The organism is Acinetobacter sp. V116_7 (assembly GCF_056735735.1).
Genome location: NZ_JBWZIF010000028.1, coordinates 1,074,768 through 1,100,746 on the forward strand (window position 1 = coordinate 1,074,768; position 25,979 = coordinate 1,100,746).

At 38.0% G+C, this 25,979-nt stretch carries 24 protein-coding genes; 9 read left to right on the plus strand and 15 right to left on the minus strand.

Features of this window, described 5'->3' with window-relative positions; genetic code table 11:
* Nucleotides 1-219: 219 nt before the first annotated feature.
* A complete protein-coding gene (ahpC, locus tag AC1PJP_RS19075) occupies nt 220-783 on the plus strand; it encodes an alkyl hydroperoxide reductase subunit C (protein WP_003652649.1) in 564 nt (187 codons plus the stop codon).
* Between the two features lie 253 nt (nt 784-1,036).
* Entirely contained in the window at nt 1,037-1,246 is a 210-nt protein-coding gene (locus AC1PJP_RS19080) for a KTSC domain-containing protein (RefSeq protein ID WP_004793625.1), read from the plus strand.
* 50 nt (nt 1,247-1,296) lie between these two features.
* Here AC1PJP_RS19080 and AC1PJP_RS19085 read toward each other — a convergent pair whose 3' ends face one another.
* Nucleotides 1,297-2,490 (minus strand): alkane 1-monooxygenase, encoded by a 1,194-nt coding sequence (locus tag AC1PJP_RS19085; RefSeq protein ID WP_479768168.1) that lies wholly within the window; start codon nt 2,488-2,490, stop codon nt 1,297-1,299.
* 120 nt (nt 2,491-2,610) lie between these two features.
* Here AC1PJP_RS19085 and AC1PJP_RS19090 point away from each other — a divergent pair, with 120 nt between their 5' ends.
* A complete protein-coding gene (locus AC1PJP_RS19090; RefSeq protein ID WP_437119981.1) occupies nt 2,611-3,645 on the plus strand; it encodes a helix-turn-helix domain-containing protein in 1,035 nt (344 codons plus the stop codon).
* Here AC1PJP_RS19090 and AC1PJP_RS19095 read toward each other — a convergent pair.
* Together AC1PJP_RS19095 and AC1PJP_RS19100 are read right to left on the minus strand one after the other, a co-directional pair.
* Entirely contained in the window at nt 3,637-4,224 is a 588-nt protein-coding gene (locus AC1PJP_RS19095) for an O-methyltransferase (RefSeq protein ID WP_151822022.1), read from the minus strand. The genes AC1PJP_RS19090 and AC1PJP_RS19095 overlap by 9 nt on opposite strands.
* Nucleotides 4,225-4,269: 45 nt before the next feature.
* Entirely contained in the window at nt 4,270-4,488 is a 219-nt protein-coding gene (locus AC1PJP_RS19100; RefSeq protein ID WP_049837791.1) for a DUF1653 domain-containing protein, read from the minus strand.
* A 267-nt stretch (nt 4,489-4,755) separates the two neighbouring features.
* Between AC1PJP_RS19100 and ahpF the strand changes: the two genes are divergently transcribed.
* A complete protein-coding gene (gene ahpF, locus AC1PJP_RS19105; RefSeq protein WP_479768170.1) occupies nt 4,756-6,321 on the plus strand; it encodes an alkyl hydroperoxide reductase subunit F in 1,566 nt (521 codons plus the stop codon).
* 172 nt (nt 6,322-6,493) lie between these two features.
* Nucleotides 6,494-6,838 carry a hypothetical protein gene (locus tag AC1PJP_RS19110; protein ID WP_005303582.1) on the plus strand — a complete coding sequence of 115 codons (345 nt, stop codon included), beginning with the start codon at nt 6,494-6,496 and terminating at the stop codon, nt 6,836-6,838.
* A gap of 64 nt (nt 6,839-6,902) precedes the next feature.
* Here AC1PJP_RS19110 and AC1PJP_RS19115 read toward each other — a convergent pair whose 3' ends face one another.
* Together AC1PJP_RS19115 and AC1PJP_RS19120 are read right to left on the minus strand one after the other, a co-directional pair.
* Entirely contained in the window at nt 6,903-7,514 is a 612-nt protein-coding gene (locus tag AC1PJP_RS19115; protein ID WP_003652661.1) for a glutathione binding-like protein, read from the minus strand.
* Between the two features lie 207 nt (nt 7,515-7,721).
* Nucleotides 7,722-10,160 carry an ExeM/NucH family extracellular endonuclease gene (locus tag AC1PJP_RS19120; RefSeq protein WP_479768172.1) on the minus strand — a complete coding sequence of 813 codons (2,439 nt, stop codon included), beginning with the start codon at nt 10,158-10,160 and terminating at the stop codon, nt 7,722-7,724.
* A 145-nt stretch (nt 10,161-10,305) separates the two neighbouring features.
* Between AC1PJP_RS19120 and trmB the strand changes: the two genes are divergently transcribed.
* A complete protein-coding gene (trmB, locus tag AC1PJP_RS19125; RefSeq protein ID WP_479768174.1) occupies nt 10,306-11,022 on the plus strand; it encodes a tRNA (guanosine(46)-N7)-methyltransferase TrmB in 717 nt (238 codons plus the stop codon).
* 59 nt (nt 11,023-11,081) lie between these two features.
* On the opposite strand, the gene AC1PJP_RS19130 is transcribed toward trmB, so the two are convergent.
* The 3 genes from AC1PJP_RS19130 to AC1PJP_RS19140 form a co-directional block, all read right to left on the minus strand.
* On the minus strand, nt 11,082-11,927 hold the full coding sequence (locus AC1PJP_RS19130) for an ADP-ribosylglycohydrolase family protein (RefSeq protein ID WP_479768176.1): 846 nt from the start codon (nt 11,925-11,927) through the stop codon (nt 11,082-11,084).
* 256 nt (nt 11,928-12,183) lie between these two features.
* Nucleotides 12,184-12,609, minus strand: a complete 426-nt coding sequence (locus tag AC1PJP_RS19135) for a hypothetical protein (protein WP_479768178.1) — start codon at nt 12,607-12,609, stop codon at nt 12,184-12,186.
* A 33-nt stretch (nt 12,610-12,642) separates the two neighbouring features.
* Entirely contained in the window at nt 12,643-13,254 is a 612-nt protein-coding gene (locus AC1PJP_RS19140) for an immunity protein Imm33 domain-containing protein (protein WP_437119218.1), read from the minus strand.
* 278 nt (nt 13,255-13,532) lie between these two features.
* On the opposite strand from AC1PJP_RS19140, the gene AC1PJP_RS19145 reads away from it, so the two are divergent.
* Nucleotides 13,533-14,159, plus strand: a complete 627-nt coding sequence (locus AC1PJP_RS19145; protein ID WP_174746535.1) for a glutathione S-transferase family protein — start codon at nt 13,533-13,535, stop codon at nt 14,157-14,159.
* A gap of 13 nt (nt 14,160-14,172) precedes the next feature.
* Here AC1PJP_RS19145 and AC1PJP_RS19150 read toward each other — a convergent pair whose 3' ends face one another.
* The 5 genes from AC1PJP_RS19150 to AC1PJP_RS19170 form a co-directional block, all read right to left on the minus strand.
* Nucleotides 14,173-14,952: a Rossmann-like and DUF2520 domain-containing protein gene (locus AC1PJP_RS19150; protein ID WP_479768180.1), complete on the minus strand. Its 780-nt coding sequence runs from the start codon at nt 14,950-14,952 to the stop codon at nt 14,173-14,175.
* Nucleotides 14,953-15,045: 93 nt separating this feature from the next.
* Nucleotides 15,046-16,461 (minus strand): OmpA family protein, encoded by a 1,416-nt coding sequence (locus tag AC1PJP_RS19155; RefSeq protein ID WP_479768182.1) that lies wholly within the window; start codon nt 16,459-16,461, stop codon nt 15,046-15,048.
* A 213-nt stretch (nt 16,462-16,674) separates the two neighbouring features.
* Complete coding sequence (locus tag AC1PJP_RS19160; protein ID WP_192836389.1) at nt 16,675-17,910, minus strand: dihydroorotase; 1,236 nt, start codon at nt 17,908-17,910, stop codon at nt 16,675-16,677.
* A gap of 12 nt (nt 17,911-17,922) precedes the next feature.
* On the minus strand, nt 17,923-18,939 hold the full coding sequence (locus AC1PJP_RS19165) for an aspartate carbamoyltransferase catalytic subunit (protein WP_003652674.1): 1,017 nt from the start codon (nt 18,937-18,939) through the stop codon (nt 17,923-17,925).
* 122 nt (nt 18,940-19,061) lie between these two features.
* Complete coding sequence (locus AC1PJP_RS19170) at nt 19,062-19,406, minus strand: hypothetical protein (RefSeq protein ID WP_151768661.1); 345 nt, start codon at nt 19,404-19,406, stop codon at nt 19,062-19,064.
* Nucleotides 19,407-19,645: 239 nt separating this feature from the next.
* Here AC1PJP_RS19170 and rlmKL point away from each other — a divergent pair, with 239 nt between their 5' ends.
* On the plus strand, nt 19,646-21,856 hold the full coding sequence (rlmKL, locus tag AC1PJP_RS19175; protein WP_479768184.1) for a bifunctional 23S rRNA (guanine(2069)-N(7))-methyltransferase RlmK/23S rRNA (guanine(2445)-N(2))-methyltransferase RlmL: 2,211 nt from the start codon (nt 19,646-19,648) through the stop codon (nt 21,854-21,856).
* 18 nt (nt 21,857-21,874) lie between these two features.
* On the opposite strand, the gene AC1PJP_RS19180 is transcribed toward rlmKL, so the two are convergent.
* The gene (locus AC1PJP_RS19180) at nt 21,875-22,291 is read right to left on the minus strand and encodes a hypothetical protein (protein ID WP_107882491.1); all 417 of its coding nucleotides are present in this window, start codon (nt 22,289-22,291) and stop codon (nt 21,875-21,877) included.
* A 268-nt stretch (nt 22,292-22,559) separates the two neighbouring features.
* Between AC1PJP_RS19180 and AC1PJP_RS19185 the strand changes: the two genes are divergently transcribed.
* Nucleotides 22,560-23,054 (plus strand): CinA family protein, encoded by a 495-nt coding sequence (locus tag AC1PJP_RS19185; protein WP_479768186.1) that lies wholly within the window; start codon nt 22,560-22,562, stop codon nt 23,052-23,054.
* A 50-nt stretch (nt 23,055-23,104) separates the two neighbouring features.
* On the opposite strand, the gene clpB is transcribed toward AC1PJP_RS19185, so the two are convergent.
* On the minus strand, nt 23,105-25,684 hold the full coding sequence (gene clpB / locus AC1PJP_RS19190; protein WP_013198493.1) for an ATP-dependent chaperone ClpB: 2,580 nt from the start codon (nt 25,682-25,684) through the stop codon (nt 23,105-23,107).
* Nucleotides 25,685-25,979 lie beyond the last annotated feature (295 nt).

Consider the following 25,979-nt stretch of genomic DNA (forward strand, 5'->3'; position numbering starts at 1 on the left):
TTGTTATGCAAGTTTCTTTTACTATAACTGTCATTTGATTTACATGTTTTTGCAGTCAAATCGAATACAGTGTTTGGGGACTTAAAAATCGTAAATTTATCACTTATTCAATTTTCCGATTTTAGTCATGTAAAAATACTATTTCCCCAATAAAGAATTTTTATTTATTCTACATCTCGTAAACAAGTTTAAATATAAACCTCAATCATGGAGACAATGATGAGCTTGATTAATACTGAAGTTAAACCTTTCCAAGCAACTGCTTACCACAACGGCCAATTTGTTGAAGTTAACGAAACTAACCTTAAAGGTAAGTGGTCTGTTGTATTCTTCTATCCAGCTGACTTCACTTTCGTTTGTCCAACTGAACTTGGTGACTTAGCAGACAACTACGCTGAATTCCAAAAACTTGGTGTTGAAATTTATGCTGTATCTACTGATACACACTTCACTCACAAAGCTTGGCACGACACTTCTGAAGAAATCAAAAAAATCCAATATCCATTAGTTGGTGACCCAACTTGGACTCTTTCTAAAAACTTCGACGTTCTTATTGAATCTGAAGGTTTAGCTGACCGTGGTACTTTCGTTATCGATCCAGAAGGTAAAATCCAAATCGTTGAACTCAACGCTGGTGGTATCGGCCGTGACGCGTCTGAACTTCTTCGTAAAGTAAAAGCTGCTCAATACGTACACGCTCACCCAGGTGAAGTTTGCCCAGCTAAATGGAAAGAAGGCGAAGCTACTCTTGCTCCATCTATCGACCTAGTTGGTAAAATCTAATTTTTTAGATTAGACCAATACGTCTGAAAACCACCCTTTTTAGGGTGGTTTTTTTATTGGTTATTTTTATAAATCTAAGCCCTATTCTCTACTCAAATTTTATAGCTAATTTTTTACAATTCTTATACTTATAAATTTATAGCAATCTTCATTTATGAATTGTCAGCCTGCTTAACTTAGAGTACTGTCGAATTATGAAACAAAAGAGCTTTATATATGTATTAAAAGATCAAACAAAAGTAGGAGTAGTTATATGGAAAAATCTGTTGTTGTAACCTCTTGGAAATACGATGTTTCTTCACGCTATTTAAAAATTTTCTATAGCAATGGCTCAGGTGAGCTCTACCATCCAGTTCCAGAGTTTATCTACAATAATTTGTTACGTACCAATGATAAAACTGCATTTGTTCACAAATATCTTGAGTTTGATCTGCATTTTAATAGACTCCGTATTTCTGCTTAATCATAAAAAATCAGCCCGCTGGGGCTGATCTGTTTTATATCTTTTGGCTATTAAGCCGCGTCATTTTGACCAATATATTTCTCTAGCATTTTTTCCTTCACATCAACATGCATATTGATTTTACTAAGGTCACCCTTATAGTGCTCGACAACGCGATCATCCATAATTTTTGACCACCAAGATGGAATAAATGCAGGCAAAATCATTGCACCATAACCTGCAGGTAATTGCGGCGCATCTTCAAAGTGACGTAAGGTCTGAAAGCTGCGAGTTGGATTGGCATGATGATCTGAATGGCGTTGTAATTGATACAAGAACAAATTAGTCACCACATTATTATTGTTCCAGCTATGCTCTGGCAAAGTGCGTTCATATTGGCCATTTTCTTTCTTTGCACGCTTTAAACCATAATGTTCAATGTAATTCACCGATTCAAACAAAGTTATTGCATACGCAGCCTGAGTAACTTGAAATGGAATTGAACGCGCACCAAATTTCGCAAACATGGCTGCATGGTACACAGCCGACATTGCCCAGCCATGAATTAGCTCATTTTCCTTACAGAAGAAAGGTAATTTCTTACGCTCTAAACGATTCTTTTCAATTTCAATCGCCGATTTAAAGCTGCCAATTACAGTCCGCGGTAAAAACTTCCAAAAGGTTTCGCCAAATTGTGAAGATGCTGGGTCTTCAGGTGTCGCAACGCGTCGGTGGTGTCCATAAGGGTGTTCGATTCGAAAATGGTTATAACCCGAAGGCGCTAAAGCTAAATGAGATAAATAATGTTCAAGCTGCCCATTCTTGTGGCTGAGTTCATGTGCCGTATTAATGGCAATCCCATTAACCATACCCACCAAAGTTCCAAGTAAAACCTGATCAGCAAGAGATGTATTTTTACGACTGGCTAAATATGCTCCATAAATATTGGTCGCATATTGCAAAGGAATAAAAAGTTTAACAATGCGAGCGTAATACGGATCTGCTTCTAAATCCGCGATTGCGTCTAATGGCGGATTTTCCTTGTCTTCCCCAATCAGTTTATCTAATGCAGGAATAACACCATGAATAAATAATGGCCCAAATGAAGCGAAGAATTTTTTAGTTTTTTTAGGACCAAATTGATAGCCTGCTAACCCACCCATTGCAATGGTCGGTACAGCCAAACCCAATAGCCATAAATAACGTTTCTTATCCTTAAATGTTGTTGTCGCTTGCTCGACATCCAGTTGAGTATGCATATTCATTAGAGACTCCAATCAAACACAAAATGTTTTGCTTGAATTGATTGTGTTCGTTCATAGCCCCTCTATATTATCATTTTAAGACTTGCTATTATCATTTTAAGACTTTGCTGAGTTTTTCTTGTGCAGAAGCAACAGATTCCTGTTATCCCATCACGTTATTATTTACGACTGATTGAAATTTTAATCGGCACGCATCAATACGATAATGATTTACTGAGGGCATTCCAACAAGAACTATCAAAAACAGAATTATTATCGATTCAACAAATTGAACAATTCATTGAGATGGGTTTAAGCCTGCCCAACACTCAAGACTTAGCCTTTGAACTGGGTAAAAATATCAAACTCAGCTCACATAGTCTGGTCGGTTATGCGCTAATGACCAGTCCTAATTTGGAACATGCTCTTAGGCTGATTGCACAATATTTTAGACTGATTATGCCGAGTTTTAAGCTCAGCATTCAGTTTCCGGCCAATCAGCAAAAGGTTGAACTATTATTTGAACCGATTTTGCAGATGAATAAGCAATGTTTGGCCTTTCATATTGAAGCGATTGCCGTGGCGTTTTACTACAGCTTGTTAGAATTGGCAGGTCAACAATTACAACGCTACCAAGTGTATTTGAGTGTTCCAGAGCCGAGCTATCAAGAACGTTACATATCCCTAGTAAAAGCCAATTTCCACTTTAACTATATGTGGCTTTCAGGTATCCGCGTGGTGATTGATCAGCAACAATTAGCACTTCCCTTGCCTCTAGCTGACGCACATAGTTTAAAAATAGTTGAACAACGCTGTCAGGAACAAATCCAGAAGATCTATCATCAAGGTGAGATTGTTGAATGGGTTAGCATGATGTTGCGACAAGCCAATCAAGTCCCAACCCTAATGGAATGTGCCAAAGTATTAAATATTTCGACCAAAACTTTGCAACGCTATTTACAACAGCAAGGCGTTGAATTTCAAAATTTGAAGCAGCGGATTAGCACTGAGCGTGCCATTGATTTATTAGAGAACTCTACCTTTACCATTACCCATATTGCCTATGAACTGGGCTATTCTAATCCTGCCAATTTCACCCGTGCATTTAATAAAGTACAGGGCTGTAGTCCACAAGCTTATCGCCAAGAATATATCAAGAAAGTGAACCTACTTTAAAACCACCAGACTTAAACCTGCGCCTACTGGCAAAATACTGCTCATAAAATTTTCATCTTTTTTAATTAAAGATAAGAATGAACTTACTTCAGCCGCATGTGAAATCACCTTATCAATAATAAGGACACCACCTTTGGGCTTCATCAGACGCTTTAAATCGGGCCAATAATTTTCGTAAGCATTACGCTCAGCATCTAACAAAATAAAATCGAACGTTTCGTGAGTTTCTTTTAAATAATCGGCGGCATCCCCTATCCAAAAATCAACGACTTCATTTAATGCCAGTTCAGTCGCATGGCGTTTCGCCTCAGTACTACGATTGGCATCAATTTCAAGCGTGGTTACTTTTCCATGAGTCGATTGTGCAGCCTCAGCAAGCCATAGAGTAGAATAACCCGTTGAAGTACCAATTTCTAAAATTGATTTGGCTTGCTGCATTCGAATAAATTGCGACAGAAGTTTTGCAGATTCAGCCTCAATATTTCGATAGCGTAGCAAGCGATCTGACTGCTGGGCATCATGTCGTTTAAAGGTGTCATATAAATCTGCAACTCTTTGTAAGAAAAAAGTATTTGGCATATCTTCACCCTTTAAAATCGTTATTTTATATGACAGCCGTTTGAGTTAAGTGCTTTGAATTAACTTGAATCGCGGCACGATACTTCCATCAGCCATTTGAACCGTTTCAGTAAACATATCAAGCGGACGTACCCAAGTTGAATAGTCACCATAAAGACACTGATAAACCACGAGTTGCTCTTCAGTCTCGCTGTGTTTTGCCACAGAAAAAACTTGATAGAGATTACCTTTATAATGCTGATAAATGCCGCGTTGCAATGACATGAAAGTACCTTTTAATGTTATGACATAAAATCTTTACAGCCATATAACATATATAAATTTTTAAACACTTTCACTTTAAAAGATAAAAAAGAGTAATAAAGACGACCTAAAGACAAATTACACCTTAACTTTTTGATATTATTTATAAGTACCAATCAACATTCAAAAAACCGATCAAATCTATAAAAACATACTGTTTCACCTATTCTGTGTTTTAACGTACTATGCATCTATTGAAAGAATTTGGATGTATTGGAGTAAAAACAGATGTTAGATCAAAACATTAAAACTCAATTAAAAGCTTACTTAGAACGTTTAGAAAGTCCAATCGAATTAGTTGCTGCTTTAGATGAATCAGATAAAGCTGCTCAAATTAAAGAGTTAGTGACAGAAATCGCTGAGCTTTCTGAGAAAGTAACTGCCCGTTTTGATGGCAACAATACACGTCGTCCAAGCTTTGGTGTGGCTAAAGCAGGTGAACAGCCTCGTGTGTTCTTTGCAGGCTTACCAATGGGTCATGAGTTTACATCTTTGATCTTGGCTCTGTTACAGGTGTCTGGCTATGCACCTAAAGTGTCAAATGAAGTGCTTAACCAGATTAAAGGTTTAAACCTCAAAGCCAACTTTGATGTGTTTGTATCGTTAAGCTGTCATAACTGTCCGGATGTGGTACAGGCGCTTAACCTGATCGCGATTTATAACCCAAACACCACAGCAACCATGATTGATGGTTCTTTCTTCCAAGACGAAGTTGAACAACGCAAAATCATGGCTGTACCAATGGTGTTCCAAGACAATGAACACATTGGCCAAGGTCGTATGACCCTTGAAGAGATTGTGGCGAAATTCGACACCAACTCAGCTGAAAAAGATGCAGCAGCACTCAATGCCAAAGATGCTTTTGATGTATTGGTGATTGGTGGTGGACCTGCGGGTGCAACAGCAGCAATCTATGCAGCACGTAAGGGCATTAACACGGGTATCGTAGCTGAACGCTTTGGTGGTCAGGTGATGGATACCATGGACATTGAAAACTTCACGTCTGTGCAAAAGACTCAAGGTCCTAAGTTTGCTGCCGAGATGGAAGCACATGTTCGTGAATATGATGTGGATATCATGAACTTGCAACGTGTCAGCAAAATCACAGGTGCAAACCAAACGATCAATGGTCTGGTTGAAGTTGAACTTGAAAACGGTGCGAAACTTGAATCGAAAACTGTGATCCTTTCAACAGGTGCACGTTGGAGAGAAATGAATGTACCGGGTGAGCAAGAATACCGTACCCGTGGTGTCGCGTACTGCCCGCACTGTGATGGCCCATTATTTAAAGGCAAACGTGTTGCCGTGATTGGTGGTGGTAACTCAGGTGTTGAAGCTGCGATTGACCTTGCAGGGATTGTTGAGCATGTAACTTTGGTTGAGTTCGATACAAAACTACGTGCTGACCAAGTTTTGCAAAACAAACTGCATAGCTTGCCAAACACAACTGTGATTATGAATGCCTTAAGTACAGAAGTGTTAGGCGACGGATCACAAGTGACAGGTCTTAAATATAAAGACCGTGCCACTGATGAAGAGCATGTAGTAGAGCTTGCAGGGATCTTTGTACAGATTGGTTTACTGCCAAATACTGACTTCTTAAAAGACAGTGAAGTTGAGTTAACCAACCGTGGCGAGATCATAGTGAATGACCGCAATGAAACCAATGTCAAAGGTGTATTTGCTGCGGGTGACTGTACGACTGTGCCTTACAAACAAATCATTATTGCCACAGGTGAAGGCGCTAAAGCATCCCTCTCTGCGTTTGATTACATCATCCGTTCTGGGCAGTAATATTTAGCCAAACTAGTATGATTTAACGCAAGCCTAGCATTACAAAATGCTAGGCTTTTTTAATATTAGAGTTACAACTCTTTAACAATTTTCGATCTTTATTAATCAGTTAGTTTATGTTTATATTTTATACATCCATATTTGGATGCCATGAATTAGAAGGAAAAACACAATGAATAAATTACTTGTTGCTTTAGGTCTTGCTGCGACCGTTGCCCTTGTTGGATGTAATAAAGATAAAGCTCCAGAAACAGGTGCGACAACGGGTGAACACTTAGAAAATGCTGCTCAACAAGCAACTGCAGATATCAAATCGGCTGGTGACAAAGCTGCAAGCGATATTGCTACTGCAACTGATAATGCTACCGCAAAAATCGATGCTGCAACTGACCATGCTGCTGATGCAACCGCTGAAGCTGCTGCAAAAACTGAAGCGACTGCTCGTAAGGCAACTGCTGATGCTGCCCAAGCTGTTGAAAATACTGCTGCTGATGTGAAAAAAGATGCTCAACACTAATCATCTTTAATATAAAAAAGCCCCTGTTCATACAGGGGCTTTTTATTAAAGTCTAAAAAATTGATTAAGAAATTAGACCTTCATCACGCATTGCAATTTGTACAGATTGACGTTCTGCTACCTTATTACGTAGAGCAATAATATGTTTATATGGCGTTAAATCATGTTCAATTGAGTTTGACCAGTTTGTTAAAACAAATAGATAAGCATCTGCTGGGCCGAAATTATCATTTACCAAATAATCATAATCAGACTCAGCCAAATAGTTATCGATATATTTTAAAAGACGATCAATTTCTGCATAAGCTTTAGTTTTTTCATCAGTCGTTAACGGCGCCCCAAAGAAGACTGCATATGCATCATGTAATTCAGAGTTCAAATATCCCAACCATTCCAATACTTTCGCACGGCCCATCCCCGATGGAGGAATTAAATCCTGCTTAGGATCATGCTGAGCAAGAAACGGTAAAATCGCAACGTTTTCAGTTAACATTAAACCCGGATTAATTTCTAAAGCTGGTACATATCCTTTTGGGTTAATCTCGTAATAATCTGCGCCTTTTTCCGTTTTATGAGTTTTTAAATTTACCCGTTCTAAGTCAAAATCAACATTAATTTCATTTAAAATAATATGTGCAGCTAAAGAACATGCGCCTGGCGAATAATATAATTTCATATCTGATCCTTGTTATCTCATATTAACGTTTTAAATTGCTTCTAGAAAACCTGCAAGGTTTGCACAATTCTTTAATTGTAAAAAAGCGTAAACTTATAAAATACTTACACCATCTAATATTCTTCAAAAAGTCATTCCTTGCAAGTTGTCTTGCGTGACGATTGTTTAAAACATGATAGAACACATTTGCGTCACGCAATTTTTCCGTTAATTACGCTTAAAAAGCTGGCTAAGCCAATTCACTAATTCAGTTAAGAAATCAAAAATCCCATTTTTCTTATCATCGTCAGGATGACTTGAGTCTTTTCCATTTAAATCTAGATCGACAATTACAGGGTCATGGTCCGAAGAACGATAAGCATCTTCACCATAAAACAATGCCTTTTGCTCATCCGTTTTATATTCTTCGTTGTAATCTAGAACCGTTGGCTCATCTGCATTGATATGCCATGCAAAGGTTCTAACCACTTTTGGATATAAAGCTGCATCAGCAATTGCATGATCTAAGTTACCTGCTCCACCATTGCCGTTGGTATCACTCGCAACACCATACACATAGCTATACGCCTGAGTACCCTGACCGACCTTAGTGTCATTAAGTAAAACTTTATAGTTCGCTTTTTCAAATGACAAAATAGGCTCTTCTTTTGCGTAACTATTCATATCCCCTACAAGTAAAGCATTTTGCTTTTGCACTTGAGTTGGATTTTTCGCGAGCCATTGCACAATTTGATCAACGGCTTTCACACGAGTTGGGTTCCAGCAGCCTTGACCATCTTTTTGGTCTGCGTCAGTAGAGCTAGCATCGACCCCACTACAGCTTTTCGATTTCAAATGGTTTGGAATAACGGTAAATGTTTTATTACCACGAACTGCTTGGAAACTTTGCGCCAAAGTTGTTCGGTTCTTGTCACCTAAATCAAGCACAACAGGTTTATTCAAAGGTTTAACACGTTTGCTGTTATAAATAATAGCAACTGCGATTGCATCGCCACCTAAACGATCTAGATTTTCAGGAATAACGTATTTCCAATCACTACCTAAAGCACTCGTTAAATGAGCAATTGCACTGTTCGGTCCATAACCATTGTTCGCAATTTCCATTAAACCGTAAACATCGGCATCAATCGCTTTTAATGCACTCACAATTTTACGATGCTGTTTATCAAACTCAGCTTGTGTTGTCGCACCACGCTCTGTTGGGAAACCTGTTGCACCATTGTCATAGTTCAAAACGTTAAATGAAGCTACACGAATGTGATTAGCATTTTTAGTAAGGACGCTTTGACGCTGGTTTGTTTGAGTAATAACTTCAGGCTGATTACGTCCAAGCACAGGTTGTACACGCCAACCATTAAAACGATATTCTAAAATACCTTCAGCATTTTTAAGTTGATAACCCGAACGTAGCGTATTGGCAGCGCTAAAATTGCTTGGTAACCAAGGTGTACGGTTTTGATTGTTATAACCATCATCAAAAATAATTTTCGATAATAAGTTTTTCTGAGCTAGAGCTTTAGCTTCAGGAGATAAAGCTGGATATAAATTTGTTGGAATATATAAACGGCCTAAACTCAGCGACAACTCACCATAACGACCGTAATTATAGTTCTCACTCACAGTTAAAGTCTGAGGCAGTTTGACCAACATACCTTGATAACGCTGCGGCGAATTAACTGAGCCACCCGTTAAACTAGCAAACGGAAGTTCGAGGCTAATCGGCTGAACCTGATTTGTCATATTGCTGTTACAGGTTTGAATATCTTGTTGTAATTTATCTATTTGTAGCTGATTTTGATAAGACGTTAAACGGCCACGTAAAATAACCTCATCGCCAACTTGCCCACCTTTTACCGCACTGCTATTTGGGATATAAACAAAAATCGCATTGCTAACATTTGCACGTGCTTTTGTATCAGGCGTCTGAACATAAAAACCAGAGAAACCATTGGCATAACGATAATCAGCTGTAATCACACCACGCACAGTATAAGTCTGGTCTTGAGTTGCTGCCGCCAAGTCAGCAATTGGTGTATCTGAGCTTGAACAACTGACTGTTTCAACAGGAGGCTGAGTTGTAGAACCTGATAAATTTGAAAAGTCATTTCGGTTTGTCCAAGCCGACCATGAATGATCCAAATCAAATGCTGCGGTTGCATCAACACTTAAAGCTGGGTTTTCTGTTTCAATACGCTTAAAACTATTTCCGAGGCTTGAAACTGCCGCCCCCCATCCTGCAGCTGGGCGTTCACCAATGCGGCCAAAACGATCTACAGGCGTACCTTTATAGACAAGTACAACCGCATCATCTCCATTAAAAGATAAAGCAACGACCTGATTAACTTTACTTCCAAGCTCAGTTTGTAACTCTGAGCGCCCCACTAAAAACTTCTGCTTACTCGCAAGCGTGCCTTGTAAACGAAAAGCCACAGTCTTTGCTGTACCACCATTATTAAATTGTTGAATCTCATAATCGGCTAAATTAACCGTAGCGCCATCTGGATTATAAATTTCCAAGCCTTTTTTATTGCTGCTGCCATCCACATATTGGCTAAACATGAGCTGCGCTTGAGCAACTGAGCTATATGAAAATGCACCTAATGCACTTAAAAAGACCGAAAGTGTTCTTAATTGAAAAGTTTTCATGAGTAAAAGTGTTCATATGAGTTTTAATTAGTCTCTTAGAGTAAATATTGATCATGACATCTACATGAAGAAAAACACCGAAACATTTGACTTGATCCCATGAAGACTTAAAATACCGCATTTGAATTTCAATATTGCCAAGGTTATGTCGATCGATCAGTTAGAAACGCAAATTGCAGACTTAGACAATTTGCCTGAACACCGTGAAATTGTGACGTTTATGCGTCGTTCAGCACCACTTAATACGTCTCAACGCACGGCATTAGAACAACATCGCGATTTAATTTTGGAATATCCTGTTGGCGACTTACGTCAACACTTCGAACACCCAGAGCGCCCATTAACTGTTGAAATCGGTTTTGGTATGGGTCGTTCGTTAGTACTTATGGCAAAAGCAAACCCTGAACGCAACTATGTGGGTATTGAAGTCCATGTACCTGGTATTGCTCAATGCCTATATGAAGCAGGTATAGCAGAAGTTAAAAACTTACGTGTACTTGATGCAGATGCAATTCAGGTTTTACGTGAAATGCCAGACAACAGCATTAACTGCGTTCAACTTTACTTCCCAGACCCTTGGCAAAAGAAACGTCATTTTAAACGTCGTTTTGTTGCTCATGAGCGTATGCCATTGGTTGAACAAAAGCTTGAGCTTGCCGGTACATTCCATGCTGCAACAGATTGGGAACCTTATGCTGAATGGATGCTAGATGTATTAGACAACCGTCCAGACCTTGAAAACTTGGCAGGTAAAGGCAACAGCTACCCACGTCCAGACTGGCGCCCAATCACTAAGTTCGAACGCCGTGGTATTGAGTCAGGTCATAAGATTAATGACTTTATCTTTAAAAAGATTAAGTAAAGAGCGTATTATTTTTACTTAAAATTATGGCATTAAGTTTTAATGACTTAGTGCCATAATTAATTATCTAAATTGCATTTTTTCAGAAGCTTACTCTCTAAATCTAATAAAAAAGATATTCCATATTTATCTTCATTTAAATTATTATAAAGTTGAATAGGTAAATCTTTTTTGTATTCTCTAAAACATGTAGCCAAACCAACGGCTATTGCCGCAACGCTATCAGTATCTCCACCTAAATTAATACATGACTTTAGGAGCTCACTTAAAGAACTATGTTTCAATAAACATGTTAATGCAGCACTGACCGTATCATATGCATTTAAAGATACTCTATCTTTCCAATTATAATCCCAGTTTCCATATTGCTCTGACTCGAGAAAACTCTCTAAATCCTTAATAGACCCTTTTTGGTGAGTTCCAAAATGGGCAGCTAAAGCGACAGCACAGCTGGATTGAATTCCTATGGGTGAATCATGTGTAACTTGTGCTTGTAACTTTGCTAAAGCAATTACATCTTCTTTATTTTTTAGAAAGCCAATAGGAACTGAACGCATCGCAGCCCCATTTCTTTCACTTGTTGGTATTATTAATTCAAGTAAATCTTTGCTAGACTCCACTTTACTTAATAAATTGAAGAAACCTTCTGAATACCCTAATCTCACATCTCTTTTAAAGCATTCTATAAATTTTGAAGCTATATTTTCTTTAGTCCATTCTTGATCTGACAATATAAACTCCACTAGCGCAATCGACATCTGTGTATCATCTGTATACTTGCCGAAAATATCGTATAACTCATGCTTGCTGTATGAATCTAAATTGTTTTGTAAAATAATCTTATCTTCGCTACAAAATTCAAAACCTGCGCCATAAGCATCAGAGATAGCAATTTCAGTTAACATCAGAATTAAGTCTCTTTAAGTGAAAATAGTCTTTTATTAAATCGTGAAAAACCATAGATACTGGTTCATATGTTGCACTTTCTTCAAATACTAATACTTCCAAAAGTGCCGTTTGAACTCACCCTCATGATCAAATAATTCTTGAGATAAGATAATCTTCTTAATAAGAACCTTTCTTATATTTTAATCCTAGAATTACTTAGAAATATTTTTAAAATTTAAAAAGTATTTACTAAATTATACAATCCTTATTTTATTATACAAATTCATTGGGAAGTAAAATTTTATAACCAGCATTGATTACCTCCTCCCCCCAATTTGTAACCATTAAGTAATAAATATCTTTAAAAAAAGATCTTGGTTTTTCAATTTTCCAATTACAAGGAAAATAAAAGCATGTTTCATCATCAGACTCTAATAATTCCGAGAAATTATAATTCTCAGTTAGCAAAGCTTTCTCTAATGAGAGCATAACTACTGCTTTATGATGAATATTATACTTTTTATTTTTTACTTTAAAAAAATATTCATTAAATAAGGGTTTCATTTGAGTAAAATCATTTGGATCATAGTGAGATAAATACTCTTCCCATTCATCCCGATCATATACCTGAAAAGGGGTCAAAGCATGTGCTGGACTTGCTGAAAAATCAACAGTACTATCTGGATATTTCAATAACATACTAAATATTCCATTGTTTTATCAAAAAGTTTATTAGCTCCAGACAACTTCATTTTTTTCATTTATTACTTTTTCAATAGTATTCTTATCTACTAGAACTATAAATTCTGGTGGTAATATCAGTACAGACATGATTTCAGGTCTTAAGTAAACTAGTTGAAAAGCATATATTGCTTCATATTCAATGTCTTCGCTATCATCTTCAAGTGTATTAATGAACCATCCAGAATCACCTTTCTCTAAATCTGGTTCTATACGCTCCATAAATAGTTTTTCTTTATCCAAACATCCTTTTACTAAAATAATTTTATCCTGAAATAACGTAGCTATAGGATCTACCCCGCAACGCTTTGCAAAACTATTTTGTAGTGCCTGAACTTCAAGTGTAAAATCAATACTATTTTTTTCTTCACTAAATGGATTACGTGAAAAATCTGGTTCACACAATATTAACTGATTATCATCAAAATTTCGAAATATCAAAAAAGACCAACCAAACTGTATTTTTACACCATCTTCAATAGATACACCCTTCCGACTCATATCTACAATCAGTTCTGCCAACCATTTTGCTTGCTCACTTAATCGAGAGGAATATCTCATTAGGATATTCTTCTCATTTAATTCAATAACTTTCTCTTCCATTAATAACCTTTTATTAATTAAATTATATAGACCAACTCATTTCCACACTTATTTTGAATAGTTTATCTTTTCAATTCTGGTTAAAAGTATTACTCCTATATTATCAAACAACTCTCCTTAAAAATTCAAATATATTCTTATTAATCAAATTTTTAGATTTTTATTTAGGATATATGTCCTAATAGATATATTTTTTAACTATTGATTGCCAATCGAGCCAAATCTAGCTATTTATAGAAACTGGTACTTGCCATACTAAAAATTGCTAAGGACAACACATGTTAAAAATTTTAGGGCGCGATAACTCCATTAATGTTCGCAAAGTCTTATGGTTGTGTGAAGAACTAGATCTTGAATATGAAAGAGAAGACTGGGGACGAGGTTTTCGCTCAGCACAATCACCTGAATATTTACAATTAAACCCCAACGGTCAAATTCCTGTTGTTTTAGATGGCGATTTAGTCCTTTGGCAATCCAACAGCATTATCCGTTATCTGGCGAATGCTTATGACAAAGAGCATCAGCTTTACCCTACTCAAGCGAAAGAAAGATTCTTTGTCGACCAGTGGATTGATTGGCAAGCAATAGAGCTGAATAACAGTTGGACTTATACGATTATGTCTCTCTTGAGACACTCACCAGATCATCAAGATCCAAACTTATTGCAACAAGGTATTGATGACTGGAATCATCATATGCAGATTCTTGATCAACAACTCGCAAAAACTCAGACCTATGTTGCAGGCTCACAATTTAGCTTAGCCGATATTCCAATTGGTCTATCTGTACAGCGCTGGAAGGCCACTCCTTTTGACCATCCAACGCTTAAGAATGTCGATCAATATTTTGAACGCTTAAATCAACGTGCTGGTTTTTTAAAATGGGGCAATAACGGCGAACCTTAATTTTAAATCACTTTTAGTCCGAGTGATGGCGTTTCACGATGCCATCACTTAAAAGTTGATAAACCTGTTTTAAATCATCTTGATTTGCTTGAGCCAATAAGTCTTGATGCATTGCCAAGATATTCTGATCTCCCCTTACCGCAGGCCCAGTTTGCATTTGTTTTGGATCATTCTCAGTCGCTTTTTTAGCTGTTTCCAAAATTAAAGGATAGAGCAAGCTAAAGTCCACCTGCTCTTTATCTACAACCTGTTTTGCCATATCAAAACAGTAATTACTAAAATTACAAGCGAACACAGCCGCTAAGTGTAAAGTTAAACGCTGCTTCGAGGTGTATTGATATACTCGACTACTTAGGCTATTTGCTAAATTTGAAAGTAGTTCCTGATCAATATCTGTTATTGCTTCAACAAATAATGGCGTTGCAGACCAATCAACATCTCTTTCTAAGCTAAATGTTTGTAATGGATAAAACACCCCTGCTTTTGTATGTACCTGACTGATGACTTCAATATCAGTACTACCCGAAGTATGGACAATAAGTGTGTCAGGAAAGAATTCATGAACTTGTTTTACAAGCTCTGCAATTGCACTATCTGAAACCGCTAAAATGATAAGATCGGTCGGTTGAAATTCGCGAAGAGTTTGGCATGCTTTTGCTTGAATTTTTTCTGCAAATTTTTGGGTTTTATCAAAATCACGCGCATAGACTTGTACGATGTTATGACCTTCGCCTAATAAAGCCTTTGCCAAATGAAAGGCAACTCGCCCACTTCCCACCAAACTGATTTTCATATCAATCCAACATTATTTGTCTCAACAAAAAAGCTTCTCAAAATGAGAAGCTTTTTTCAAATTAAAATAACTAATTTTTCATAAATCAGTCGATTATTGGGCTACTGAAAACTCGATACGACGGTTTTTAAAGCGACCTTCTTCTGTTGTGTTTTCTGCAACTGGCTGATCAGAACCATAGCCTTCTGCAACTAATTTAGAAGCATCCACACCTTTAGATTTTAAATAATCTACCACTGCTTGAGCACGGCGTTGAGACAAAGCTTTATTTGCAGCAGCGTTACCTGTTGAGTCGGTATGACCACCCACATTTAATTTGACGCTAGTCACTTTATTTAAAAGTGTTGCAGCTTGGTCAAGAATGGCTTTGTTATCGGCAGGTATGTCACTTGAACCACTCGCAAAATTAATAATTTGCAAGTTAAGTGCTTTCACCAAAGCATTTACATCGACATTGTTCGGGTCAATTGATCCTAGAGCAGTTTGCGAAGCAGTTAAACTATTGCTTACAGATTGCTCAGCGGTTACTGGTGCTGTGCCCACAACTTCTGTATGTGGCACCAATGCTTTTACTTTTGCAGTTAATGCTTCTAATGCTGCCGCATCACCCGCTTTCAAAGTAATTTTGTCGCCTACCCATTCTAAAGATGCATTTGGTACACCTTTTAATGCACCTAACACACCTGCAAGCGCATCTTTGTCTGTAAATGAAGCTGCATAAGTTTGGCTTGTATCCACCTTACAATCTTGAGTGGTCGAAAAAACCTTTTTAACGTTGGTTTGTAGCGTTGCCAAGAAGCCTTGATCGCCAATTCCCGCCTGACACTCACTCACTGTACCTTTATCATCGGTACTTAAAGTTAAGCTAGCGGGTGCAGCAGCAGCTTCAACACCACTTGCAGCCGTCGGTTCTGGGGCTGGTACAGCTTCTTTATGCTGACAAGAACGCCATAACCAAGCAATGATAAGACCCAGAATAATAAGTGCAATAATCGGTAAGAATCCACGAGACTTACCTGTATTTTCAGTTGCTGCAGCAAGCGGAGGTGCAGTTGATGGCGTGACAGAAGATAAACCTGCACCAAGTCCTAGCGGAGCTAATAGACCCACTGCCCATGCTGGTAAATATGAACGAATAGTATCTGCATGCTGGCGCAAGTAATTCACAATACTTTGCTGATCATTTCCAGCAACATCTGAAATTGCATTAAGGCTGGGTTTAATTGCACTGTTGAGCGTGCTTTCAATTTCATTATTTGGTGCTGTACCACTTAAATGAGTAAGCACAGTATTTTTGATTTGGTCATTATGAGAAAAAAGGTCTGACAAGGAAGGAGCCAAACTATTTTTCAATTGTCCGATAAGATCAGGTTTAGCAGCTAATAATGAAAGTAAAATTGGATAAAACTTAGATAAAGCATTCGATTTTTCGCCTAGGTATCCATCCTGTTCATTTAATAATATTGAAGATACTTTTTCTTTAAGCAATTCTATAGGGTTTATCGACATTGGTTATTCTCCCGAATCTTATACGTCGTAACCAGCAATTTTTGATTATTCAAATACTTCTCTTTGCTGATAGTTTTTTATTCTAGTCTTCCTTCAATCTTTTGTTGTTTTTTATATAATTTATATACAATTTTCCATCTAGTATTTACAAAACAGGTAGATCATATTGATCTACCTGTTCATATTTTAAATTTACTTTAACTAAGCACTTTATCAGTTAGCAAAAGTTTGAAGTACTTTACCCGTCAAGGTTTGACCCAACAATGGGGTATTTTTTCCTTGCGATAAAATAGTATCTTTGCTTACTGTCCAGCTTAAAGCAGGATCAACCAATACCCATCCAGCTTCATCTTCCCAACGCGAGGTCATATTCGCAACCTGTGCTGGAACACTCGTAACTTTAGCAACCCATTCTAAAGGTTCAAATAAACCCTCATTAATGAGTTGAACGCCTAAAGAGACATAAGTATCAAAAGCGGTAATACCCGGCTGAGTTTCAGCAAATGGCGCCATTTTTGCCGAACTGCTTAAAGGCTCATGGTGCGTACAAATTGCATCAATTACACCTTCTTTTAATCCTTGACGTAAAAGTTCTTTATCTTGCTCAGAACGCAATGGTGGGCGAACGTGTGCAAGTGAATTGAAACCGTCGATTAAGTGTTCAGTTAAATGTAACTGGTGCATTGCAACGTCAGCAGTCACAGGCAAACCTTTTGCTTTTGCCGCACGTATTAATTCAACCGATGCACCACAAGACAACAAACCAAAGTGAGCTTTTACGCCAGTTGCTTCAATCATAAGCAAATATTTTGCAATCGCTACAGTTTCAGCAAGCGCCGGAATCATTGGCAGACCTTGGCGAGAAGCAATAAAGCCTTCGTGTGTACATCCATCTTTAGCAATTTGTGGTTCTTCGGCATAGAACACAACCGTTAAGCCAAGACCCGCTGCATATTCCAAAGTACGAATAACCACATCATCATTTTCAAAAGCAGCGTTAGCATTTGAAACAGCAGTACAACCACCCTTTTTAAGACCGGCCATATTTGCAGGTTGTTTACCATTTAGACCTTGGGTTTGAGCACCAATAATATGCATATGAATGCCGCCATCAAGCCATGCCTTTTCAATCAAGCCATGAATAAGCGCACCGTTGTCTTGCACAATTGGCTTTGAATCTGGCGGAGTAATCACATGCAAAATACCATTAGCACGTGCTGCCTTCCCTTCAGATTTAAGTGTACCGTGTTGCTGTTGACCCGGTTCACGCAAACGCGCACACAAATCAACCATGGTTGGCATTAACCATTTGCCTTGACCATCGATGGTTTGTTCAACTTGTTCTACTGGAGTAACCAACTTGCCATTTTGAATATATACAGTTTGTACGTTGTCTGTTTTTTGGATTGGGTCTAACACACGTACATTTTCAATTTTTACAATACTCATGTGATCCATTCCTTACAACGTAATCGCTTCAATTAAACCTTGCTCTTGGAGCTGGCCTTGCATTGACAGTGCCAACACAGCCATACGAACAGCAATACCGTTGGTTACTTGTTTCAAAATAACTGATTGGTCCCCATCCGCAACACTTGAGTCAATTTCTACACCACGATTCATTGGTCCCGGATGCATCACGATACAGTCCGGTTTAGCTAAACCAAGACGCTCTTTGTTTAATCCATACATTCTGTAGAATTCAGACTGTGAAGATAATGCCGGAGAGTCAATACGCTCATTTTGAATACGTAGAGCAATAATCACATCACAATCCGCAATCCCAGCATCCATGTTATTGAACAAACGAACGTGTTCGCCATATTCTGAAAAGCCCACTGGCAATAATGTATTCGGCGCAATCACACGAATATCTTTACATCCGAGGGTTTGTAATGCTGCTACATCCGAACGTGCTACGCGAGAGTGTTTGATGTCTCCAATAATGGCAACACTCAACTCTTCAAAAGGTTTCTTTGTTTCACGGCGAATAGTAAGCATATCAAGCATCGCTTGCGTTGGATGAGCATGACGTCCATCTCCAGCATTAATAATCGCGACCTTTGGACATACATCTTTAGCAATGAAATGTGCAGCGCCAGAAGATGAATGGCGGACAACAAAAATATCGGCAGCCATTGCTTCAAGGTTCCAAAGCGTATCTCGTAGCGTTTCACCTTTTGAAGTACTTGAACGTGCAATATCAATATTCAATACATTGGCAGACAAGCGTTTTGCTGCTGCTTCAAAAGTAGTACGAGTACGGGTGGAATTTTCAAAGAAAAGATTCATAACCGTCAATCCCTCTAAGAGCGGACGGTTAATTAAATTATTATTATCATCTAAAAAGCTTTGTGCGGTATCTAAAATCTTCGTGAGGTTTTCTTTTGAAAGTCCCTCAATTGTTAAAAAATGTTTTAAATTTCCGTCCTGATTGAGCTGAACCTGGCTCGGCTGATGCAACGCTGCAATATGCATAATGGATTCCTATGGGTCGAATCGCGAAAACGTGCATAGTGTAGCTGAATTCCGCTCTTTTCGCAGAAGAACTTTACAGAATAAGACCCTAAATTGACCAAAATTTAAGGTCTTATTCGAGATTACCTTAAAGCACCAATATAATGATGTGGAACTTGTGCTCGATAAATGTCTTCGGCTGTTATTTCTGGCTCTTCATCGACCTTAGCAACAGCGAGCGTTTCTTTTTGAGGAGGTTCTGGCAGTGTGTCAACTAACGATCTTAATCGCTCAACACATCGTTTTAATTCATCATCCTCTGTTTCTAACGCCACTGTAATTACATATTTTGCATAATCTTTATTTTGAATCACATACATTGCATCTATTACCCGCCCCGTGACCCGACGCATACGTACATATATTTGTGTAGCCACTGAGAAAGCATCCGCATTCGTAATAAAACCATTCCCCATCATGTCTTTCATTTATAACGTCCCCATCCATTAAAATTATAAAAATGGTTAAAAATCGACTTTGTCTGTTAAATAAATAACCATCAATTATCTTGGTCTAGCAAAATACATACCAATTACAAGGTATTACTCTTTAAAAATCAGATTATTGGTTGCTAAATGAAAGGTTGCAATAATTTAAAAACCTTTAGACATCAAAATAAGTTAAACTTTGCATCGTTAATATTTATATGTTTTGGTCAATCGAGTTTATGAATACCTCTTTACGTTTAAACCACTATTGGATTACTTGTGCTGATGGTTTAGAACCCCTCTTACAAGAAGAAATAGAACAACTTGGCACCAAAGTGACAGAACGTAAAGCAGGACGTTTAATCATTGAAGGAACGCTTGAACAAGCTTACCGCATTTGTATGTGGTCGCGTCTCGCTTCTCGTGTTTTACTTCCTATTCATACTTATGAACTTGATTTTACGCACGATGCACGTGATGTGGCAGAAGAACTCTACGAAGGTGCAATGAGCTTTGACTGGTCACTTGTTTTTGCACCACAAAGTACCTTTGCAATTCGCTTGCATGCCGAACGTGAAATCATGGTCAATTCGCAATTTGCGACACTACGTGTAAAAGATGGTGTCGTTGATTCCTTTATGGAAGCTGTAGGTCGTCGTCCTAGCATTGACACTAAACAACCAGAAATTACGATCTATGCTTTGGCAGGTAAAACTGAACATACCTACTGTCTAGATTTATCAGGTGACTCACTCCATAAGCGTGGTTACCGCCGTTACATGACAGATGCACCAATTAAAGAAAACCTTGCTGCGGCAATTTTACAAAAAGCTCAGCTTAAACAGCGTAATCCAGAGATTGTACTTGACCCAATGTGTGGCTCAGGCACATTTATCATTGAAGCATTAATGATTTTAACTGACCGTGCACCGGGACTTGTTCGCCGTTTTGGATTTAATGGCTGGCATGGTCATGACCGTGAACTTTGGCTTTCACTTAAAGCAGAAGCAGCAGAACGTCACGAAAAAGCACTTCAATTACCTTTACCTAAATTTTATGCCTACGATGCAGATTGGGAAGCAATTAAAGCAACCCGTGAAAATATTATTGCGGCAGGCTTTGAAAATTTATTAGGTCAGATTCAAATCGAAGAGCGTACTTTAGCGGACTGGCCAGATTTTGCTGCTGAAGGCAAAACTGCATTTATTGTCACTAACCCGCCTTATGGTGAACGTTTAGGTGAAAAAGCATCAAACCGTTCTCTATACTTAGGTTTATCAGCGCTTTTACAAAAACATTTCCCAAATCAATATGCAGCAGTTATTGCAGCTCAAATTGAACAATCTGATGTTTTAGCATTTGAAGCACCTGAAACTTTACGTTTAATGAATGGTAAGTTGCCAATTTATATTCGTTTCGGTGTAATCAAACCAGAAAAAGTGAGTCAACCATTTTTAGCGACTTGGCAAGCCCAACCTATTGAAATGGAAGAAGCACAAGACTTCGCTAACCGTTTGCAAAAAAATATGACAGCCCTGAAAAAATGGGCAACTAAAGAAAATATTTATTGCTTACGTTTATATGATGCCGACTTACCTGACTTTAATGTCGCTGTTGACTTATATGGTGACCGTTTACACGTTCAGGAATACGCTCCACCAAAAACAATTGATCCAGAAAAAGCTAAAAAACGTTTTAATTTAGCGCTTGCTGCAATTCGTGCTGTTACTGGTTTAAACCGCGATGCCATCTTTATTAAGACACGTGCACGCCAAACTGGTACAACTCAATATACGAAACAAAGTACAGCTTCAAAACGTTTTATCGTGCAAGAAGGTAAAGCTAAAATTTTGGTTAACCTGACTGATTACCTAGATACAGGTTTATTCCTTGACCACCGTCAAATGCGTTTACGTATTGCTCAAGAAGCACGTGGTAAACACTTCTTGAACTTATATAGTTATACGTCTACTGCAAGCTTACATGCTGCACTTGGCGGTGCCGCAAGTACGACAAGTGTGGATTTATCTAACACTTATTTAAACTGGTCAAAAGAAAACTTCGTGCTAAATGGCTTAACTGTAGATCATGCAGATGAACAACACATGTTCTTTGCCAGTGACTGTTTTGAGTGGTTAAAAGAAGGTCATGAACAATACGATCTTATTTTTATTGACCCACCGACATTCTCAAACTCTAAAAAGTTCTATGGGACATTCGATGTACAACGTGACCATATCTCACTAATTAAACGTGCAATGAACCGTTTGCACAGTGAAGGTACGCTCTACTTCTCGAATAACTATCGTGGTTTTGAGATGGACGAAGAAATTGAAGCTATTTTTCAGGTTGAAGAAATCACTTCTGAAACAATTGGCCTTGATTTTAAACGTAATCAAAAAATCCACCGCGCATGGAAAATTCAGCACCCTGGTTTAGATCAGTATTAATGAGACTAGAGGTTATTATTACTTCACGGTAATAATAACCTCACCATGAACATTTTTTGACTCAAAATCATATTTAGTAAAACGATCTGCTCTTTCAGGTAACGCAATCATTTCTAACTTCTTCTTTTCTTTACTATCAACAACATGATTCTGTTTTTGTTCTTGATACGGAGAAAGTACGCTAGTTCTAAGCGCATCCCATCGAACTTGCTGTAAATAGTTATCTCCTAACGCCTGCTGTACTTGTTGTTGTTCTATCGCAGGTTTTTTAGCATCATCCTGAGCTTTGGCAATAATCACGGGTAAAGATGCGGTTATCGCCCCTGTTTGAGTGGCAAGCGCACTTTCCGACATTGGTTGTGCTGCCCATGTGTTTGATAATAATACAGATACACCGCTCAAAATTCCCAGCATATACCCTTGCTTATTGTTCATTTCATTCATCCTAAAATTGTTATTGTTCGTTATATTGAACAAAATTAACAATTTTTTACGCATGTCGCAATGTTATAAATAAACTTCCCGACAATTAACATTGAACATTTTAAAACCTGATTTTTTCACAGGCATTTTGTGAATATTCAAGTAGTTTTATAGATTTTTATCCCCGACTTGAATGACTCCCTTAAATCACTTACTGTAATTTTATAATTTATCTGTAAATTGATTTTATTTATAAATAGACACCATTCGAGGTGAAATAATGCTTCAGCACTGCTGCCAACTATTAGAAAATCTTCAACTCAAAATTGCTTTTATTGAAAGTGCCAGTTCCGGTTATTTAACCAGTCAATTTTCTATTCATAAAAATAGCGGTGCAGACATTTTACTCGGTGGTTTAGTGAGTTATGACCCCAGCATTAAAATTAGTATTTTAAATATTAATCCCAAGTTAATAGAGACTTACACAGCTGAGTCACCACAAGTTACAGAGGAAATGTGTAGGCTCGGACAAACTTTATTTCAACAAGCCGATATTATTGTAAGTTGTACTGGGCTATTAAAATCTGGGGGAAGTGAAACTTCAGAAAAACCTGTAGGTACCTTTTTTATCTGCATTTCTTATCAAGAACGTATTTATCATTACCATTATTTTTTATCTGCCCATCCTGAACAAAAGTTAAAGACATTAACTCAGAAAGTTTCAGATACCCTAATTGCTTTACTCACATCAAAAACTCAAATAGCTTCGCCATAAAAAAAGAGAATATGTTTCCATATTCTCTTTTCGGTTTTAGCAGAACAAGATTAGCTGAGTTTCATTTTATCGAAGACTAAATGACCATTTTCACCTTTCACTAAAATGGTATCACCTGCGACAAAATCACCCGACAAGATTTTTTGAGCTAATGTGTTTTCAATCTGTTGTTGAATCGCACGTTTTAATGGACGCGCGCCATAAACAGGATCGAAACCAGCATCAATCAATAAATCAAAAGCAGTGTCATCTACAGTTAAACTCATATCACGATCAACCAGACGTGAACGTAAGCGATCCAACTGAATATCGGCAATGCCTCGAATCTGTGCTTTTTTGAGTGAATGGAAAATCACAAGCTCATCAATCCGGTTAATAAATTCCGGACGGAAATGCTGACTTACCGCATTCATTACAATGGTACGCACTTCATCGTCTGTTGCACCCTCACCTAGCTCACGTACATCTTGTGAACCTAAGTTCGAGGTCATCACAATCACAGTGTTTTTAAAATCTACTACTCGACCTTGGGAGTCTGTTAAGCGACCATCATCCAACACTTGTAGCAAGATATTGAATACATCTGGATGCGCTTTTTCAACCTCATCAAACAACACCACACTATATGGTTTACGGCGAACAGCTTCAGTTAAAACACCACCTTCTTCATAACCCACATATCCTGGAGGCGCACCAACCAAACGGCTAACCGAATGTTTTTCCATGAATTCACTCATGTCGATACGAATCATGGCATCATCACTGTCAAACAAGAAATTAGCCAATGCTTTGGTTAATTCTGTTTTACCAACACCTGTTGGACCCAAGAACAAGAATGATCCGCTAGGACGATTCGGGTCAGACAAGCCTGCACGTGAACGACGAACAGCATTCGAAACGGCTACAACAGCTTCATCTTGACCTACAACACGGTCATGTAAAAACTCTTCCATATTAAGCAGTTTTTCACGCTCGCCTTGCATCATTTTAGCAACCGGAATTCCTGTTGCAGCACTCACAACCTCGGCAATTTCATTTTCAGTCACTTTAGTACGAATAAGTTTTGGCTCTTCGTTTTCTTCAGCAACTTCATCTTGCTCTAGTTGTTTTTGTAGCTCTGGAATTACGCCATACTGTAAACGCGCTGCTTCAGCCAAATCGCCTTCACGCTGAGCTTTCTCAAAAGCAATACGCGCTTTATCAAGTTCAACCTGAGCCTGTTTAGTACCCTCAACAAGAGTCTTCTCAGATTTCCAGATTTCTTCAAGATCGTTATATTCTTTCTCGACTTCAGCAATCTGTTTTTCAAGATGATTAACTTCAGCTTTACTGCCGACATCTTCATCTTTTTTCACAGCTTCCAATTGCATTTTCAACTGGATTAAACGGCGATCAAGTTTATCAAGTGCTTCAGGTTTAGAGTCAATTTCCATCTTAATACGAGAAGCGGCTTCATCAATCAAGTCAATTGCTTTGTCTGGTAATTGACGATCTGTAATATAGCGATGAGACATTTTTGCCGCTGCAATAATCGCTGAGTCTAAAATTTGCACGCCATGGTGAGTGGCATATTTCTCTTTTAGACCACGTAAAATCGCAATGGTATCTTCAACACTTGGTTCATCAACCAACACTTTTTGGAAACGACGCTCTAATGCAGCATCTTTTTCAATATATTGGCGATATTCATCTAAAGTTGTTGCACCCACACAGCGCAATTCACCACGAGCCAATGCAGGTTTTAACATATTACCTGCATCCATAGCGCCATCGCCCTTACCCGCGCCTACAAGCGTATGTAGCTCATCAATAAACAGGATGATTTCGCCTTCGTGTTTTGCCAAATCTTTTAAAACAGCTTTTAAACGTTCTTCAAACTCACCGCGATATTTAGCACCAGCAAGTAATGAACCTAAATCTAAAGATAAAACACGTTTGCTTTTTAAGCCTTCTGGTACTTCACCATTGACAATACGCTGAGCCAAACCTTCAACAATAGCGGTTTTACCTACGCCAGGTTCACCAATAAGAACAGGGTTGTTTTTTGTACGACGCGACAAGACTTGAATGGTCCGGCGAATCTCATCATCACGCCCAATCACCGGATCAAGTTTTCCAGATAAAGCACGCTCAGTTAAATCAATCGTATATTTATTAAGTGAGTCACGTTGATCTTCGTGATTATTACTCATGACTTTGTCACTACCTCGAATATGTTCAATTACTTTGCGTAGACTGTCGGGAGTTACACCTACGGCACTTAAAATATTTTTAGTTTCGCCTGTTTCTGCTAGACCTAATAGCACCCAGTCAGTTGACAAAAATTCATCACCCGCTTTTTGCGCATATCGATCTGCCAGATTAAGCGCTTTAACAGCTTCAGGGTTTAAATTGACATCCCCAGTCGGATTCGCAATGGTCGGAGCATCTTTTATAGCTTGCTCAAGCTTTTGTTTAAGTTCAGGTAACCGTGCACCTGCTTGTTGCAACAAACTAATATTTGATGGCTCTTCTAATAGGGTAGACAAAATATGAATACCAGCGATCGCGGTATGGTCTTTACCCATCGCTAAAGATTGAGCATCTGAAAGGGCTTGCTGCAAGCGGTTTGTAAATTTTTCAAAACGCATTCTTGTTATTCCTCACAACAAATTTGTACTTGTCTAATAGATGGGAACATTTCTTCGGATTTCAAATAAATTTTTATATATTTTTCATAATGTTATTAAAATAACAATGAGTAAAACTCCATTATAATATGGGATTGTTTTGTATATATTTCAAGTACAGTTCAGCTACATTTTATTAAAATACTTGAATATTTAGCTTAATGCTTATTCATACTACAGTTTTCACAAACTCTTCATTGAGAATTTATTGATTAAGCTTTAGTTTATCTTGTTAGTTTACTACTCGTTTTGAAAT